14 protein-coding genes and 2 pseudogenes are annotated in these 14,966 nt (G+C 68.6%); 8 read left to right on the top strand and 8 right to left on the bottom strand.

Annotated features, from left to right (window positions below; translation table 11 throughout):
• Positions 1 to 109: 109 nt before the first annotated feature.
• The 3 genes from ACZ7L6_RS41000 to ACZ7L6_RS40990 all read left to right on the top strand — a co-directional run bounded on the left by ACZ7L6_RS41000 (position 110) and on the right by ACZ7L6_RS40990 (position 2,124).
• The gene (locus ACZ7L6_RS41000; RefSeq protein ID WP_471933183.1) at positions 110 to 358 is read left to right on the top strand and encodes a hypothetical protein; all 249 of its coding nucleotides are present in this window, start codon (positions 110 to 112) and stop codon (positions 356 to 358) included.
• A gap of 5 nt (positions 359 to 363) precedes the next feature.
• Positions 364 to 714 carry a DUF6616 family protein gene (locus tag ACZ7L6_RS40995; protein WP_471933181.1) on the top strand — a complete coding sequence of 117 codons (351 nt, stop codon included), beginning with the start codon at positions 364 to 366 and terminating at the stop codon, positions 712 to 714.
• A 138-nt stretch (positions 715 to 852) separates the two neighbouring features.
• On the top strand, positions 853 to 2,124 hold the full coding sequence (locus tag ACZ7L6_RS40990) for a pentapeptide repeat-containing protein (RefSeq protein WP_471933179.1): 1,272 nt from the start codon (positions 853 to 855) through the stop codon (positions 2,122 to 2,124).
• On the opposite strand, the pseudogene ACZ7L6_RS40985 reads toward ACZ7L6_RS40990, so the two are convergent.
• From ACZ7L6_RS40985 to ACZ7L6_RS40965, 5 genes and pseudogenes are all read right to left on the bottom strand, one after another.
• Positions 2,051 to 2,232: pseudogene (locus ACZ7L6_RS40985) on the bottom strand (IS5/IS1182 family transposase); the annotation flags it as partial. The gene ACZ7L6_RS40990 and the pseudogene ACZ7L6_RS40985 sit on opposite strands and share 74 nt — an antisense overlap.
• Before the next feature lie 3 nt (positions 2,233 to 2,235).
• Positions 2,236 to 2,508 (bottom strand): annotated as a pseudogene (locus tag ACZ7L6_RS40980) (transposase); the annotation flags it as partial.
• Positions 2,509 to 2,594: 86 nt separating this feature from the next.
• Positions 2,595 to 3,866, bottom strand: a complete 1,272-nt coding sequence (locus tag ACZ7L6_RS40975; RefSeq protein ID WP_471933177.1) for a DUF418 domain-containing protein — start codon at positions 3,864 to 3,866, stop codon at positions 2,595 to 2,597.
• 242 nt (positions 3,867 to 4,108) lie between these two features.
• A complete protein-coding gene (locus tag ACZ7L6_RS40970) occupies positions 4,109 to 4,681 on the bottom strand; it encodes a hypothetical protein (RefSeq protein ID WP_471933175.1) in 573 nt (190 codons plus the stop codon).
• A gap of 154 nt (positions 4,682 to 4,835) precedes the next feature.
• Positions 4,836 to 5,819 carry an alpha/beta fold hydrolase gene (locus ACZ7L6_RS40965; RefSeq protein WP_471933173.1) on the bottom strand — a complete coding sequence of 328 codons (984 nt, stop codon included), beginning with the start codon at positions 5,817 to 5,819 and terminating at the stop codon, positions 4,836 to 4,838.
• Between the two features lie 635 nt (positions 5,820 to 6,454).
• On the opposite strand from ACZ7L6_RS40965, the gene ACZ7L6_RS40960 reads away from it, so the two are divergent.
• Entirely contained in the window at positions 6,455 to 7,822 is a 1,368-nt protein-coding gene (locus ACZ7L6_RS40960; RefSeq protein ID WP_471933171.1) for a S8 family serine peptidase, read from the top strand.
• Between the two features lie 25 nt (positions 7,823 to 7,847).
• Positions 7,848 to 8,114, top strand: a complete 267-nt coding sequence (locus ACZ7L6_RS40955) for a hypothetical protein (protein WP_471933169.1) — start codon at positions 7,848 to 7,850, stop codon at positions 8,112 to 8,114.
• A gap of 321 nt (positions 8,115 to 8,435) precedes the next feature.
• On the opposite strand, the gene ACZ7L6_RS40950 is transcribed toward ACZ7L6_RS40955, so the two are convergent.
• Positions 8,436 to 9,275, bottom strand: a complete 840-nt coding sequence (locus tag ACZ7L6_RS40950) for a DUF1206 domain-containing protein (RefSeq protein ID WP_471933167.1) — start codon at positions 9,273 to 9,275, stop codon at positions 8,436 to 8,438.
• 803 nt (positions 9,276 to 10,078) lie between these two features.
• Here ACZ7L6_RS40950 and ACZ7L6_RS40945 point away from each other — a divergent pair.
• Positions 10,079 to 10,822 carry a calcium-binding protein gene (locus tag ACZ7L6_RS40945; protein ID WP_471933165.1) on the top strand — a complete coding sequence of 248 codons (744 nt, stop codon included), beginning with the start codon at positions 10,079 to 10,081 and terminating at the stop codon, positions 10,820 to 10,822.
• 303 nt (positions 10,823 to 11,125) lie between these two features.
• On the opposite strand, the gene ACZ7L6_RS40940 is transcribed toward ACZ7L6_RS40945, so the two are convergent.
• The gene (locus ACZ7L6_RS40940; RefSeq protein WP_471933163.1) at positions 11,126 to 11,770 is read right to left on the bottom strand and encodes a dihydrofolate reductase family protein; all 645 of its coding nucleotides are present in this window, start codon (positions 11,768 to 11,770) and stop codon (positions 11,126 to 11,128) included.
• A 285-nt stretch (positions 11,771 to 12,055) separates the two neighbouring features.
• The gene (locus ACZ7L6_RS40935; protein ID WP_471933161.1) at positions 12,056 to 13,096 is read right to left on the bottom strand and encodes a vWA domain-containing protein; all 1,041 of its coding nucleotides are present in this window, start codon (positions 13,094 to 13,096) and stop codon (positions 12,056 to 12,058) included.
• A 338-nt stretch (positions 13,097 to 13,434) separates the two neighbouring features.
• Between ACZ7L6_RS40935 and ACZ7L6_RS40930 the strand changes: the two genes are divergently transcribed.
• Together ACZ7L6_RS40930 and ACZ7L6_RS40925 are read left to right on the top strand one after the other, a co-directional pair.
• Complete coding sequence (locus ACZ7L6_RS40930; RefSeq protein WP_471933159.1) at positions 13,435 to 14,076, top strand: glyoxalase; 642 nt, start codon at positions 13,435 to 13,437, stop codon at positions 14,074 to 14,076.
• A gap of 69 nt (positions 14,077 to 14,145) precedes the next feature.
• The gene (locus ACZ7L6_RS40925; RefSeq protein ID WP_471933201.1) at positions 14,146 to 14,679 is read left to right on the top strand and encodes an AAA family ATPase; all 534 of its coding nucleotides are present in this window, start codon (positions 14,146 to 14,148) and stop codon (positions 14,677 to 14,679) included.
• The last annotated feature ends 287 nt before the right edge of the window (positions 14,680 to 14,966 follow it).

Here is a 14,966-nt window from a genome sequence, read left to right as displayed (position 1 = left end):
CCGGTCCGGCAGTAACGGCTCAATCCGCGCCCACTGCGCGTCAGTCAACGGCACACCCGGACCAACGACCAGATGATCCAAACGAAACCGCCTAGCCGACTACGCCGAGGTGCTCCAGCTGGCCGGCGCGTTCATGCAGCAGGTCGGTGCCATCTTCGTCGGCCCGCAGCCGCCCGACCCGCGCGAGGTGGCCGACGCCGTCGCCCACCTCGTCGACACCCCCAGCGGGCAGCGCCCCGAGCGCGTCAGCGTGGACCGGTTCATGCTCGGCCGAGCCGTCACGGCGATCAACGTGGGCACCAAGCCGCCCACCGACGCCCTGCTGCACGAGCTCGGCCTCGGCGCGGTCGTGAGCTGACCGCCATGCATACCATCATCGAACTGTGGCGGCCCCGCCAGACCTGGTTCGACCTGCCCCACGAGCAGCGCAACGCCTTCCTATCCGGCATGAGCGCGGACCCGGAATCCTTCACCGCGGCCGGCATCACGCCGCTGGCGATGGGGGAAACCGAGCTGCTGCTCGAGCAGACCCCATGGACGTTCTGGGCGGTGTGGCAGGCACCCGACGCCCACACCGTGCGCGCCTTCGGCGCCGCCGACGCCCCCGAACTGCTCACCTACTTCGAGCAGATACGGATCACCGGCACCGTGACCGACCCCGCGTCACTCGCCCGCGCCATGGCCAACCTGCCCGGCCCCGGCCACGCCAGCTGACCACCGCAACCAAGCAGATCACGGCCAGGCCCGCGCCGCCTTCGATCGGCACGCCCAAGGCGGCAGGGCTTGACCCTGATCTGACCGGCTACCACGGACGCTCGCCGCGTCTTCTTCGTTCCAAGCACAAAGACGGCAATGGCTCTTACACCAACATCCTCCCTGCGCGGCGACGGCCAGCGCCGCAGGGGCGAGATCCTTCGCTCGCACGCTGCTTCGCCGGCTGACGACAGGCTTGATCATGGCCGGGCTGCTCACGACCGGCCTGACTACCCGCCACAACGACGGACAGTGGAGTCACGGTTCCGACACCCCCAGGTGGCCGAGCGTGAACTACTGACATCGGTCAGGAATGTGAACAGGCACTTACCTTGTTCCTTAACATCGGACCCGGCCGGGTGGTCACTCTTTGGAGTGATCGCAGGGTATGAGGGCGGCCTTCCTCGGGATCCTGAACTCTGCGACGAGATGCAGGAGTTCACCAGGAAGGCCGTGGGGATGAGTGTGCTGCCGCAGGTGGGCGGACGGGATGGGTTCGCGGAACTGTCACGCTTTCGGACGGTCTGCTACGGGTGCTTGTCCGCGCGGGCCGATGCGTTCTTTGATCTGACCGACGCATTGTTGTGTGCGGACGGGCCGACCCGGACACCGGTCGAGCTGTCGCTGCTCGCCGAGCACCAACGCGGCTACGGCTCGCTGTACGGGGCCTTGAATCACGGTCGGCTCGTCACGGACGGCCTGCGGGACCTGCTGATATCACTGCCGATGCCGCGCTTCGATGGGCGGATCGTACTCACCGTGGACGTCTCCCCGTGGCTGCGCTCGGACGCGTCCTGCTCGCATGCCCTCATGGATCCCGCCACTGGCCGACCTCACCTCGGCGACGCCTGGTTCGGCGGGGCGCAGTTCTCCGGCACCGCCAGGTTCGGCAGGGCGCAGTTCTCCAGCGACGCCTGGTTCGGCAGGGCGCAGTTCTCCAGCAACGCCAGTTTCGACGAGGCGCAGTTCATGGATGTGACACGGCTGGGGCCTTTGGTCTGTCAGCGGACGGTTTCGTTGTCCGGGACGCGCTTCGGGGCACCAGTGAGTGTCCAGGTGGCTGCTGCGCGCGTCGTGTGCGCGGGGACGCGCTGGGCCGCCGAGGGAACGCTGCGGCTGCGCTACGCCGCACTCGACCTCACAGACGCTGTTATGGAGTATCCGCTCAGCGTCACAACCAAGTGGCGCCATGCCTCAGCGCGGCTCCGGTTCGTGGACCGGCTCTTGTCGCATCAGGGCATTGCGGCACAGCCCACCTGGGCGCCGAAAAATGACGCAGGATCAGCTCAGACACTCCGGCGACGGCCGCGGGCCGGGTGCGGGGCCGGCCGACAGGGAGGCGGACCCGTACCCTGTCCAGGCCGGGAATGAACTGGGGCTGTCGGCGGCCTGCCCGGCGGTCAGGACGAGCGCCATGGCCCGGCAGCGGCGGTCGGCAGCGAGGTGGACCTTGCTGGTCAGCCCGCCGCGGGAGCGTCCCGGGAAGACGCCCGCGTCCCGCCACTGGACGGACCGGTTGTAGAGGGTCTGGCAGGTGCCGAACCGCTCGGGCATCTCCCGCCACTGGCCGCCGGTACGGAACCGCCAGATCACTCCCTCGAACTACTCCCGCAGTCGTTCGGGATACGGGGCGAAGCTGCCTTCCGGCAGGAACGGCTCGATGAACTCCCGCTGCTCACCAGGCAGTTGCGCACGACTCGCATCGGCAGTCCGGCAGGACCGCGGCCGGGACCCAGAAGCCGATACCGGTCGCAACCCAAGATGCTCCCCGGGACAGTGCGTGGTGGCTGTCGCCGGAAAATGCATCGTGTGACGCCTTGTCACAGTCACATCAGTCCGCATCAGGGCCGGTACACCAGCCGACGCAGGACCGTCTCGGCCGGGCCGCGTCGCCCTGCGCGCTCCAGGGCGTACGCTCCGGCCACCGTGACCAGCCAGACGCCGACCGCGAAGACCGCCATGGTGGCGCTGGTCAGGTGCTCGCCGAGGCCGAGGCCCCAGGCCGCCAACAGCGGGGAGAAGATCAGCGAGTGGGCGAGGTAGCAGGACAGCGATCGCTTGCCGACCGCGGAGACCGCGACGACGGCCGTTGCGCCCCACCGGCCGTGTCGGCTGGACCGCTGGGTCCACCAGTGCACGAACAGCGCGACGGCGGCGACATAGCCGATCCCGGCGGCGTTCCCGGTGAAATCCCGCAGGATGGTGAGCACTCCCTCCTCGCTCTGTGTGTCGTCGGGCACCTCGAGGGCGCCGACGTGGGCGAGCGCGGCGGGCAGTCCGCCGAGCCAGCCGACCGCAATGCCGCTGACCGCGGTGCGGCGCAGCAGCCGCAGATGGCGCCCAGGCTCCTCCAGGATGCGATGGCGTGCCGCCCAGAAGCCGAGCAGGAAGACCAGGTAGCTGCCGCCGATGAGTGCGAGCGGGGCACCGGCGAAGGTGATGAACAGACCGGTCGTCAGCCGGGTACCGAGCGCCGCGAGCGCGTTTTCCTCGCCCGACGCGTACGCCTCGAAGCCCGCCTGCGCTCCCGAGTCCCCCAGGGAGCCCAACTCGCCTCGGAGCAAGGCTGTTATTACGGGCAGTGCCGTGAAGAACACCAGCTGTGCGGCCGCGATCCCGATCCACCACTTCAGTGCACGGTCACTGCGCCTGACGAAGAGCCAGCCAAGAACGAGGCTCAGCAGGCCGTAGTAGCCGACGATGTCGCCGGCCATCAACAGGGTGGCGTGCGACAACCCGATGACGATCAGCCACAGACTTCGCCTGCGCAGGATCCCCACCGCAGCGCGCCCCGAGGTCCCGGCCTCGATCTGACGCAGGTAGAGCTGCATCATCCCGTAGCCGAAGAGGAACGCGAAGAGCGGATAGACCCGTAGATCCAGGACGGTGATCATGGTGAACTGGACCGCGCGGTCGGCCCACGTACCGTCGACCGGCTGCCACCCCGAAGGGCCGTGCCGAGCCGCCCAGAGGTGGAAGGCGGTGTTGGACAGGACGATGAGCAAGAGCATCATCCCGCGCGCGAGGTCGGGCGCCAGCGCCCGCTCCGCACCCTGAACGGCCCCGCGCCGCAGCGGCGCCTTCTTGGGGTTCTTGGTATCGGTCGTCGTCACACGGCCACGCTAGGAAGGCGCCCGGTGCCGGGAAATCCGTCTTCGGTCTCACCACGGCCGACCAAAGTATGCCGCCCGTGCGGCTGGGCTCGATGGAAAAGTCCAGGGCTTGATCCAGAAGCCGCCACTGTCTTGCCCGCCCGGCAGACACATGCGATCACGACTGGAGACAGGCCCTCGTTCCGCGCTCACGGCGGGACCGGCCGCCGGCGCACCGGCGGCCGGTCATGCACGACCGGTCCTCAGGCCTGGCCAGTTGTCAGCCGCCACACCGTGAGGTCGAACGCGAAGGCGGTCGAGCAGGACAGCGCGATCCTCTCACCGAGCACATCCACTGTGGCCACCGTCCGGAGCTGCGTGTTGGTGCCCTTGGTGATCACGTAGTGGCCCGCCGGGTCCTCGATGACCTCGTGCACCGGCTTCGGCCGACCTGCGGCCGCGTAGGTGCCGCTGATGAGGGCATCGCCCACCGGTTCGCCCGTGTCGTCCAGCTTCCTGACCGGGATGTCGGCCGCGATCGCCCCGTTGGAGAACAGCGTGGTCTCCTCCGGCCCGTAACCGCCGCCGAACTCCCCGTCCGCCGTCTGGACCGACACGCTGGCGTGCGAGCCGAACGCGGAGTTCTGGTAAAGATCCACCGCGACGGTGACGCCTGCGGACTGCCCGGTGCAGGACAGGGCGTAGCCCTTCTCGATCGTCTTGACCGGCCTGGATCCGCCCTCCGTCGCCGGAGCGGCCTGAGCGGCGCCCCCGGCGGTGGCGACCATCCCCGCACCGATCAGGCAGGCCAGCGCGACTCTTGTCAGGTTTCTCAACTCGGTTCCCCCCTGGGCTCTGGGCCCATGTGTGCGTTTTACGCGCGTTGCGGGATCTGAGACACGTCGGCTGCATGTTCGGTTGTACTGGTGGGAAAAGTCGAGGACTACAGGCCCGTTCTGCCGGCGCCGTCGTCAGGGCGTGGAGGATGCGTCAGATGGTGAGCGAGGCGAGCCAGTCGGTCAGGATCCGGTTGGTTTCCAGGGGGCGTTCCTGCTGGATGAAATGGCCGCAGCCGTCGAGGACGTGCGAGGCAGTGAGACCGGGCAATGTGGTGGGGTAGGCCGCGATGGCGTCGGCCAGCCAGGTGGCGGAGGCATCCAGACTGCCGCCGATGAACAACGACGGCTGGGTGATGGGAGCTCCGTCGAAGTCGGACAGGTCCTCCCAGTCGCGGTCCATGTTCCGGTAACGGTTGAGGGCGCCGGTCATGCCGGTGCGTTCGAACTCCCCGGCGTAGACGTCCAGGTCGTGTTCGCTGAGCCAGGCCGGAAGCCGGCCAGTGGGGAAGCGGTCGCGCAGTGTGCCGCCGGGGCTGACGAAGTGCGGGTCCGGGGCCGTGGGTGCGGGCATGGTGTCGGCGGAGAGGGCGGCGTAGAACCCTGCCAGCCAACCGCGGACATCGGGCTCGATCTCCGCCTCGGCCCGGCCGGGCTGCTGGAAGTAGGAGACGTAGAACTCCTCGCTGCCGCCCATCTGCGCGAAGACCTCGCTGGGCTTGGGGCCGCCGGGCGGGGTGTAGGGCACGCTGAGCAGCCCGACCGCGCGGAACACATCGGGCCGGGCCAGGGCGGACGTTGCGGCGATGGTTGCGCCCCAGTCGTGCCCTATGACCACCGCGGACCGCTCACCCAGGGCCTCCACCACGGCGACGTTGTCCTTGACCAGTTCGAGCATCCGGTAGGCGTCCACCGCCTCGGGTTTGGAGGAGCGCCCGTAGCCGCGGACATCAATGGCCGCTGCCCGGTAGCCGGCGGCGGCCAGTACGGGCAGCTGATGACGCCAGGCGTACCAGGACTCGGGGAACCCGTGCACGAGCAGGACCAGCGGCCCGCTGCCCTGCTCCACGAGGTGTGTTCGACCGGCCGGCGAGGACACCAGACGGTGGGCGCGATCGGCGGCGGGTGTCTGAGACATGGATCAGTCCTCCCGGGGGCGTCGTGCTGGAGCCGGTACGGACGAGGAGTTCCGGACCGGGCTGACATCTCTGTCGTGAAGGACAGCACCAGCGATCATTCAGCGGACAGGAGCGAGCACGCGAAGTCTGTTGCCGATTCAGCAAAACTCAGTAGACGACAACCCATCACGGACCGCCCTCAACAGCCGGGCGTGGGACCACTACACGCTCGGGATCGGCTCAATCGCCGTCCTGATCTGTTTTCCCTGGCCGCCCGCTGGGCGCGCCGGCGCCTTCGAGGATGCGGTCCGGCTGGGCAGAGCTTGCAGCAGGGGAGTGCCGGAGGTCCCTGAGCCGCAGCGCCGTCCGGTCGGGAAGAGGGCAATTCGCCTGGTGGGGGAGGGGGCGTCTGTAGGCCATTCGGGTCTCTCGATGTGCGGTGCCGCGACTCCGTGGTGAGCATGAGAACGGCGCCTGATCCGCACCTGCCCACCGCGCGCTCGTCTTCGGCCGATCCGCCGGTGGAGAGGCAGGTCGAAGGGGAGGCCGCTCAACGCCTCTCCATGGCTCCCTCACCCGGCCGCACATATGGCGAGCCGCCGTGCCCGAAAGGCCGCTCGCGTGCGCCGGAGACCGTCCCACTGCAAGGAGCACCATGCGTGTCCTCATCCAGATGAAGCCGGAACGCGACGTCGTCGAGGCCGTCGCCAACCCACAGCTCACCGCAACCACCCAGGATGTCGCCGGGTCGATGCGCGGTGTCGAGCTGGACCAGTCGTTCACGCCGGTGGCGCTGCCCAGGCCGGTGCCGTCCACGGCCGACGGGGACCCGCTGTCCCTGAGCCAGCCGTTCCGGTTCTCCATGGCGCCGCAGGACGCCACCGTCCTGGTCCGTGGCGAGATCCACGACTACGACACAGCCAGTCGGCTCTCCATGCTCGCCCTCACCCACCCGCAGGTCGTCGGAATCTCCGCCGACCCCGTCATCCAGGGATCGCCCACGTGCGGCGGGGATGCCCCGGTCGGTACCTGGCAGGACGTGAAGAACATCCTCGCCGAGCTCGGCGCGGACGAACTGGACGGCAGCGGTATCGCGCTGGCGATCACCGACACCGGCATCAACACCCAGCACCTGAGCAACGAACTGGACCGTCCCATCACGGTCGACGCGGCCCGGAGCTGGAACCCGCCCGGAGTGACCGGCAAGCCGGGCAAGTTCCCGGTCGACCACGGCACCATGTGCGCCTTCGACGCCCTCATAGCCGCGCCGAAGGCAACGCTGATCGACGTGCCGGTCCTGCTCTCGCAGCAGGCAGGCCCGACGGTCATGAGCGGTCTGCTCTCGGACGCTGTGGCGGCCTACTCCCACCTGTGGAGCTTGCTCGAGACGATGCCCGACGACAAGCGGGCCCTGGTCGTCAGCAACAGCTGGGGTTCCTTCTCGCCCCGGTGGGACTTCCCGCCCAGCCACCCCGGGAACTACTCGGACAACCCCGGCCACCCGTTCAACCTGATGGTGACCGCGCTGGAGGCCGCGGGCGCCGACGTCCTGTTCGCCGCCGGCAACTGCGGCCGGGACTGCATGGACGGCCGCTGCGAGTTCCCGGACCGGCCCATCGTCGGCGCCAACTCGCACCCACGTGCGCTGTCCATCGGCGGCGTCGACACCCGGGGCAACCGGGTCGGCTACTCCTCGCAGGGACCCGGACGGCTCGACGCCGACAAGCCGGACATCTGCGCCTACACGCACTTCGAGGGCTCGCACGCCTTCGGCGCGGGCGAACCGGACTCCGGGACCTCGGCCGCCTGCCCGGTCGCCGCAGGCGTGGTCGCCGCCGTACGCACGCAGTGGCCGGCCAATGTCATCAAGCCGGCCGAGCTCCGTACGCTGCTCCAGCGGACGGCCGACGACCACGGTGCCGCCGGATTCGACCACGACTACGGGTACGGCATCATCAACGTGCCGGCGATCATGGACGCGCTGCGCCGCCGTAGCAAGAACGGGCACGGCACCCGCAGGTAGTCGCTTCACACACCGGAGGAGACCGATGGCTCCCGACAGGCCCACCAGCCTCATCAAGGTCGCGCTCCCGTCGGGAGCCACGCTCGATGACGCCCTGCGTCAGCTCGGCGTCAGCCGCGATGTGGTCGACACCGACTACGGGCTCGTCGACCTGCACGACGGCACCTACGCCCTGCTCGTCACCGAGGCGGTCGCCGCACGTGTGCACGGCACGGCCGGTGCAGAGGGGCCGTACGCGAACCCGAGGATCGAACCCTTCGGCCCGCCTCAGCCCCGCCCCGACGAAGACTGACCTGCAACGGCACCAGGGCCGACCCGCCACCCTGGCGGGTCGGCCTCGCCGTCTCCACCGTCAAGCGCACGGTGATCGCTCACCGTCCATGACGTGGGACGACCTCAAAGCCGGCGTACCGCTCGGGACATGGAGGGGCTGAGACCTTGTGTTCATTGGCCGGGCGGCCGGAGACGAGACATTGAGGGCGGCTGTCCAACCTGCTCCGCGGGGGGCACGCCCATTGGCCTGCTGGATCGTTCACAGTCTCAGCCCGGTCGTCGTCATGCGAAGTCTCGGAATTGCTAATGCCGTTGGCGATTCGCACCCCCCGGACGCCGCTCAGACGCGTCGCCACCGGGCCATGGCGAAGGAGAACACACCGAACATCACCAGGCCGGCCGCGACACAGACCAGCAGCCAGGGGCCGAGGGGGGTGTCGGCGAAGGTGCGCAAGGTGTCGTCCAGTCCCTTGGCCTGGTCGGGCTCGTAGTCGATGGCCGCGCGGACGGCGAACACGCCGGCCATGGCGAACACCAGCCCGCGGGCGGCGCCGCCGGCCACTCCGGCGACGTCCACCAACTGGAGTGTCCGGTGGCTCATCTGACCGAGCCTGAGCTCGTCGTGGTACTTGCGCAGGACCGCCCGTACGCCGACCCAGCCACCGCCCACGACGATGGCGATCCCGACGGCCCCGACCAGCCACTGGCCGGCGGGCATCTCCATTGCCCTGGCGGTGGCATCCTGGGACTGCTGGTCGCTGGATCCGCCACCGCTCTGGTTCCGACTAGCCGCGAACGACAACACGGAATAGGCGGCGAAGACGTAGAAGAGGAAGCGGGCGGTGGCCACCAGCCTCTTGCGTGCGCTGCGGCCGTCCTGTCCAACGGAACCGAAGAGCGCTTCGGACAGCCGCCACAGGGCCATACCGGCGAGTCCGATGCCCAGCGCCCACAGCAGCACCGCACCGAACGGCTTCTGCGACACTTCCTCCAAAGCCCCACCTCGGTCGGCCTGCGCGTTCGTGTCGCCGAAGGCGATCTGCAGCGCCAGCGCACCGACGAGCAGATAGATCACACCCCGGGCGGCGAGGCCCGCCCGCGCCGCCCCCTCGGTGACCGAACCCCGCGCCGCCCGCCGAGCTCGGAACCGCCCGTGCCATGCCAACGCCCTCGTGTCCATGGAGACCTCCCGGCAATCCGGATGCCCCGGCGCGGCCGCCCCACACGCGGCGCTGCCGCCGACCAGGGGAGGAAGGGCAGGAACGGCGACAATGAACAGGCCGCCTCGCCAACCGCGTGTCAGCACCGAGCACGCCCCCGCCCGCAGCCTGGGCAGGTCTGTGGAGCCGGCCGCAGCAGGTCGAAGGCGCGGCATCACCGGAACCCTTGGGGCCACTGACCCGGCCGGTACCGCGCAGCAGAAGCGCTGGTAGTCGGCGAAACGCCGCACCACCGTCGGCGCCGCACGCCTGTCAGCTCGGCCGACCGCTCCGGCAGCTTCCGGTTCGGCTTCGGGGCCCGCTGGTGCCCTGTATGCCTCGCACAAGTTCCGGGGTGAACAGGGAGTTTGCGAGCTTCGGCGTTCCACACGCATTCGGGCCGCTGTAGCGATCCTTGGTGCCGTCGACGTCCCTCCAGATCGAGGCGACCGTGCGGTACTCCATCTGGTCAATCTGCAGGTCGACTCCCGGGCCGGGTGACGGGTGACGGATCGCTTTCCCGCCCGGCCGGGGGGCAACGATCGGCCCAGTTCGGCAGTCGTAAGGAGCGACACAGATCCGTCTTCATGCACTCGCCACCAACCGCCCGCGATCGTGGGGTGGTTGGCAGCAAGGCCTGTCGTCCCCGGGAGGATTCATGAGCCCCTTCTTCGCACCACCTGGCGCAAGACAAAGCGGCGGGCGCAACATCGCCTTGCCCATCGCCGCCGTACGCGCACGCTGGCAGAAACCCATCGGGCGCGCGACAAGCCGCGGTGTCGTGGTGGGGGCCGTCGCTGTGTGGCTGGCGGGGGTCGGCGCCTCGGCCGGTGCCGCGCCCGGTACCGCGCCCAGCGACCCGGTGGTCAGCGGTGCCACCGTCAACTCCGGACGTGACGTCATCGTGGGTATCACGCACAACGTGGTGTTCCCGGTCACGGTCGCCGGATCGGATGACTCCGGCCTGTCCTTCGCCGATGTGGACCTGAAGGGGCCGCACGGCGGTTTCTACACCACCGACGCGTTCTGCGAGACCGCGACGGCCTGCACGACGGTGTTCACCGTCAACGCCCACGTGGCCCCGGGCAGCGACGATCCGGTGGACCTGGCCAACGCCAACGCCGGTACATGGTCGGTCGACGCCTTGGTCGACGCCAACGACGGCGATTACGTTTTCGCCCCCGGCGTGGGGTCGTTCGGCCTCAAGCGTGCCGCACAGCTCACGGTCAACGCCTCACCGGAACCGGTGGCCAAGGGGGCTCGTATCACCGTCACCGGAAAGCTCGCGCGCGCCAACTGGGACACGTACCGGTATGCGGGCTACGTCGGCCAGGCCGTGAAGCTGCAGTTCCGCCCGAAGGACAGCAGCACCTACACCACGGTGGCCACCGTGAACACCAGCAAAACCGGCACCCTTCACACCACGGTCAAGGCTGTCAAGGACGGTTACTGGCGCTGGAATTTCACCGGTACCACCACCACCGGCCCCGCCAAGGCCACCGGCGACTACGTCGATGTACGCCCCTGATCCGGCAAGCACCGCCCACGAGCAATCGATGCCGCCCGGCCTCGGAGGACCCGGTACGTCCTGAGAACTCCGATGCCGTGCGCCGCTGTGATCAGATGACGCTGCGCAGCCTGTCGGGGCAGGTCGACTGGGCTCGGCCCCGTCTGGGCCCGCACTTCACTGCTTCGTGGACATGCGCCTGTATCTACCCGAGTCCCGGAGCACCGACCGGGATCGCCGCGAGTTGGTAGACGCCCCGGACGACGTCGCGTTCGCGCCCAAGCCGGCGCTCGCCTCACTGCGGACGCTCCTTGCGGGGCGGCTTCAGTCGTCGCGCCCGAGGCCGCGATCGGGTGCGCTCATGTCCCCCGTCCGGGGTGTGCCTTCGGCGAGCCCGTAGCGCAGGTACACGGTGCCCTTCGGACTGGCTACCGGCGGTTCGAGGAGTGTGACGTTCGTGGGTACCGTGCCGCTGTCGAACACCTTCTTCCCGACGCCGAGCACGATCGGGTGCACCCAGAGGTCGAGACGGTCGAAGAGCTTCTCGCGCAGGAGGGTCTGCACGAGGTTCAGGCTCCCGACGACCTTCACATGCTTGTGCCGGTCACGGAGCTCGCGCACCGCCCCGGCCAGATCCGGGCCGAGTTGCGTGGACCCGGCCCACGAGAGCTCGGGCTTGCCGCGGGAGGCCACGTACTTCGGGACGCTGTTGAAGAGTGTGGCGATCTCGTCGTCCTGACTGCCCTCCTGGTGGGGCCAGTAGGCGGCGAAGATGTCATACGTCCGCCGACCGAGCAGGAGGGCGTCCGTGCCCTCGTATGCGGCTCCGATCTGTGCCCCGGCGACCTCGTCCAGGATGGGGGCCTGCCAGCCGCCGAACGGGAACCCCACGGGGTCCTCGTCAGGGTCGCCGGGCGACTGCCCGACGAGGTCGAGGGTTGCGAACAGCTCGATGTGGATGAGGCCCATGTCTTGCTCCCGGTGAGTTGTTTGTTTCCGTCGGGAGGTAGACCTGTGGGCGTGGACGAACTCATCGCTGTGACGGCTCCCGAGGGATCACAGTCCCCGTCCCACCTGGATGGCTGCCTTGCGTCCGGCGTCACCGCAGGTCACAGCGTGATCTACGGCTGTGGTACTCGGCGGCTGCCGCGCCTTGACGGTGGTGGCTGCCGGGCCTGACGGTGGTACGGCAGGCCCGGCAGTCCGTCACGAAGGACTGGAAAGCGTCAGTCGCCGACTCTGTTGCTCGTGGCGTCACAGCATGAGCAGTAGCCGCGTGTTCGGTACGAGCTTCCGGTTCACGCTGGTGCTCTGCACGAAGATCGTGAAGTCGTCGTTGTGATCCGGCTTGACGCGGATTTCCACGCCGGGCAGGCCGAGGAGGGCTCGGGCTTCGGGCCCTGTGTAGACGCGGTCGGTCTTCTTCTCCAGCACCGCGATCTGCTTCTGCGCCTGTATCTTTTCCGACTTGCTCAGCTGGTAGAACGCGCCACCAGTGCGGTAGGTGTGCCCGCATTCGATGACCCAGTCCCGGATCGCCGCGTCACGAGCCACGGGGATCAGCTGGTACTTGGACGGATCCACCGGGGTGAGGCCGGCTGCCTTGATGGTGTCCTTGTTCACCGCATCCGCACCTGTGGAGAACACCGCCCGTGATCCGCGGATGCCCTGGGCGCGGCCCACCATGAACTTCTCGGTGGCCTGCTGGATGACCTGCCCGGCCTCCTCCAGACCCTGTGTGCTCGTGGCGTCCCAGATGGCGATGTTGTCCTTCGGGAACCCGCACTGCATGGCCTCGCGCTTGCCCATCTGGTCCGGCACGAGGACGGCCAGCGTCCAGTTGTCCTGCTGTGTCTCGATCATTTCGGCCACGGCGTGGACCAGGTCACGCGGGTCCCGGCTCGGGGCGTCCGGGCTGCGATGACTTGCGTTCTCCTGCCCGTCGGTGAGCACGAAGGTCAGGAAGCTGTGGTCTCCGTACAGTTGGGCTGTCTGCGCCAGCTCCCGCTGGGATGTGAGCGTGGCCGCCAGCAGGGCCGTCATCCCACCGACCCGGTACAGCTGCTTCAGGGACGGCATCCGCAGCACGTCCTTGTCGTAGATGACGCACTCCACCTTGTCCGCGAAGACGTACACCGTGACGCGGGTTTCCTGGTCCAGTTCCTGCGATCGGCGGGCCAGATAGGCGATCTGCTGGTCGGCGACTTCGACGACCTTGCGGCTCAGGTGCGACATGGACGAACTGGCGTCCAGCACAAGGGCGACATGGTTGATGTAGTTCTGGCTTCCGGACATGACAGCTCCCCCTCTTTCCGACTCGATGCTTCGATGCTCTCACCCACCACTGACAATCGATCTTGGCTCCGGGACCGGATGAGGGACCACCCGACGGGGGCGCAGCCGGGACGCAGCACGAGGCCCTGGCCCCCTCCCGACGCGGCACCCGCAGCCGCGATTCGGCGCAGCCCGTCGAGCTCGCGGAGCATGCGCGGGGCTTGGGCCGCCCCCGGAGACCGCGCCTTGGTCGGGGGCAAGCACATCACTGTGCTCGGCGATCTCAGAACTCTGCTGGGGGGCGTTCTGGTCAGGAATCGAGAAGCGCAGGTCTCGGAGGCGTAGCTAGCGTCACAGGCATGACTTCCATCGAATCCGTCACCCTTGAGGTGGACGATCTCACCGCCGCCAACCGCTTCTACACCACCGCCTTCGGCCTGGGCAGTCAGGGCCCGGGCAGTCAGATACGCCTGCAGGCCTCACAGGCCCCGACGACCGGCTTCCGAGGGTTCACGCTGTCGCTCGTGGTCTCCCAGCCGGCCGACGTCAACGCCCTCATCGACGCAGCCGTGAATGCCGGCGCCGCGACCCTGAAGCCCGCCGCCAAGTCGCTTTGGGGTTATGGGGGAGTCGTACAGGCTCCGGACGGGACGGTCTGGCAGGTCGCCTCGTCGTCGAAGAAGGACACCGGCCCGGCCACCAGGCAGATCGACGAGATCGTGCTCCTGCTCGGTGTCGAGGACGTGAAGGCCAGCAAGCAGTTCTACGCCGATCGCGGCCTCGCAGTGGCGAAGAGCTTCGGCAGCAAGTACGTGGAGTTCGCCACCGGGTCGGGCCCGGTCAAGCTGGCGCTGTACAAGCGCCGAGCCCTGGCCAAGGTGGCCGGAGTCTCTGCCGACGGCACCGGATCGCACCGGCTCACGATCGGTGGCGGTGCCGGACCGTTCGCCGACCCGGACGGGTTCGCGTGGACGGCCGCAGCTGAGACCGCCTCGCCGTGAAACGGATACGGAGTGCAGCGTGGGCGGCCTGAAGCGTTGTCAGTGGCCGTCGCTAACGTGATCGTTGTGATGGTGGGCACCCAGGAAACCCGTCTGGTCATGCTGCGCGGCAACAGCGCGTCGGGGAAGTCGTCCGTCGCCGCCGGCATCCGCGAGAGGTTCGGCCGAGGGCTGGCCCTGGTCGGTCAGGACACTCTGCGCCGTATTGTGCTGCGCGAGCGGGACCGGCCCGGCGCGGCGAACATCGGTCTGATCGACACGGTGGCCCGCTACGCGCTCGATGCCGGGTATCACGTGGTCGTCGAAGGGATCCTGTACGCCGACCGCTACGGCGACATGCTCGCTCGGCTACGTGCGGACCATCGCGGCCCGACTCACGCCTACTACCTGCACGTGCCCTTCGAACAGACACTCACCCGCCACGCCACCAAGCCGATTGCGCACGAGGTCGGCGAGCCGCAGCTGCGCGACTGGTACCGGGAACTCGACCTGCTGCCCGGCGGCATCGAGACCGTCATCGGTGCCGACAGCACCCTGAACGAGACGGTCGACCGCATCATGCTCGACACCGGCCTGACGGGTCTTCCGGCGCTCGAGCGCTGACGGCCAGTTCGACGTCGATGTCCTCACCCCTTGCCGCAGCACGGCGTGCCTCGTGCGAGTGTCCGCCGAACTGTACGGCTGTCATCAACCACACAGGTGGTGCTCGCTCACGCCCGCGGCTGCCGCCTTCTGCCTGTGCTCGGCCTTTACCAGTGCTGCGGGCGGGGGAGTGTGAACCGGGTGCACGGCTCCTCATACCGCGGTGCGAGAGGGGACCTACGTGGTCGATGCGGTGGCGCAGTTCGACCACCAGGTCCCGCCGGTGAGATGCCTTACTGGCCGTGGTG

The sequence above is a fragment of the Streptomyces sp. NPDC107522 genome, from assembly GCF_055657525.1.
This window is presented reverse-complemented; position numbering and strand designations above follow the sequence as displayed.

Bases quoted from the DNA above. Each gene is read 5' to 3' on its own strand.
- ACZ7L6_RS40940 (WP_471933163.1), bottom strand. From the start codon at position 11,770: ATGGGCCTCATCCACATCGAGCTGTTCGCAACCCTCGACCTCGTCGGG.
- ACZ7L6_RS40925 (WP_471933201.1), top strand. From the start codon at position 14,146: ATGGTGGGCACCCAGGAAACCCGTCTGGTCATGCTGCGCGGCAACAGC.
- ACZ7L6_RS40990 (WP_471933179.1), top strand. From the start codon at position 853: ATGGCTCTTACACCAACATCCTCCCTGCGCGGCGACGGCCAGCGCCGC.
- ACZ7L6_RS40935 (WP_471933161.1), bottom strand. From the start codon at position 13,096: ATGTCCGGAAGCCAGAACTACATCAACCATGTCGCCCTTGTGCTGGAC.
- ACZ7L6_RS40965 (WP_471933173.1), bottom strand. From the start codon at position 5,819: ATGTCTCAGACACCCGCCGCCGATCGCGCCCACCGTCTGGTGTCCTCG.
- ACZ7L6_RS40955 (WP_471933169.1), top strand. From the start codon at position 7,848: ATGGCTCCCGACAGGCCCACCAGCCTCATCAAGGTCGCGCTCCCGTCG.
- ACZ7L6_RS40960 (WP_471933171.1), top strand. From the start codon at position 6,455: ATGCGTGTCCTCATCCAGATGAAGCCGGAACGCGACGTCGTCGAGGCC.
- ACZ7L6_RS40950 (WP_471933167.1), bottom strand. From the start codon at position 9,275: ATGGACACGAGGGCGTTGGCATGGCACGGGCGGTTCCGAGCTCGGCGG.
- ACZ7L6_RS40930 (WP_471933159.1), top strand. From the start codon at position 13,435: ATGACTTCCATCGAATCCGTCACCCTTGAGGTGGACGATCTCACCGCC.
- ACZ7L6_RS40995 (WP_471933181.1), top strand. From the start codon at position 364: ATGCATACCATCATCGAACTGTGGCGGCCCCGCCAGACCTGGTTCGAC.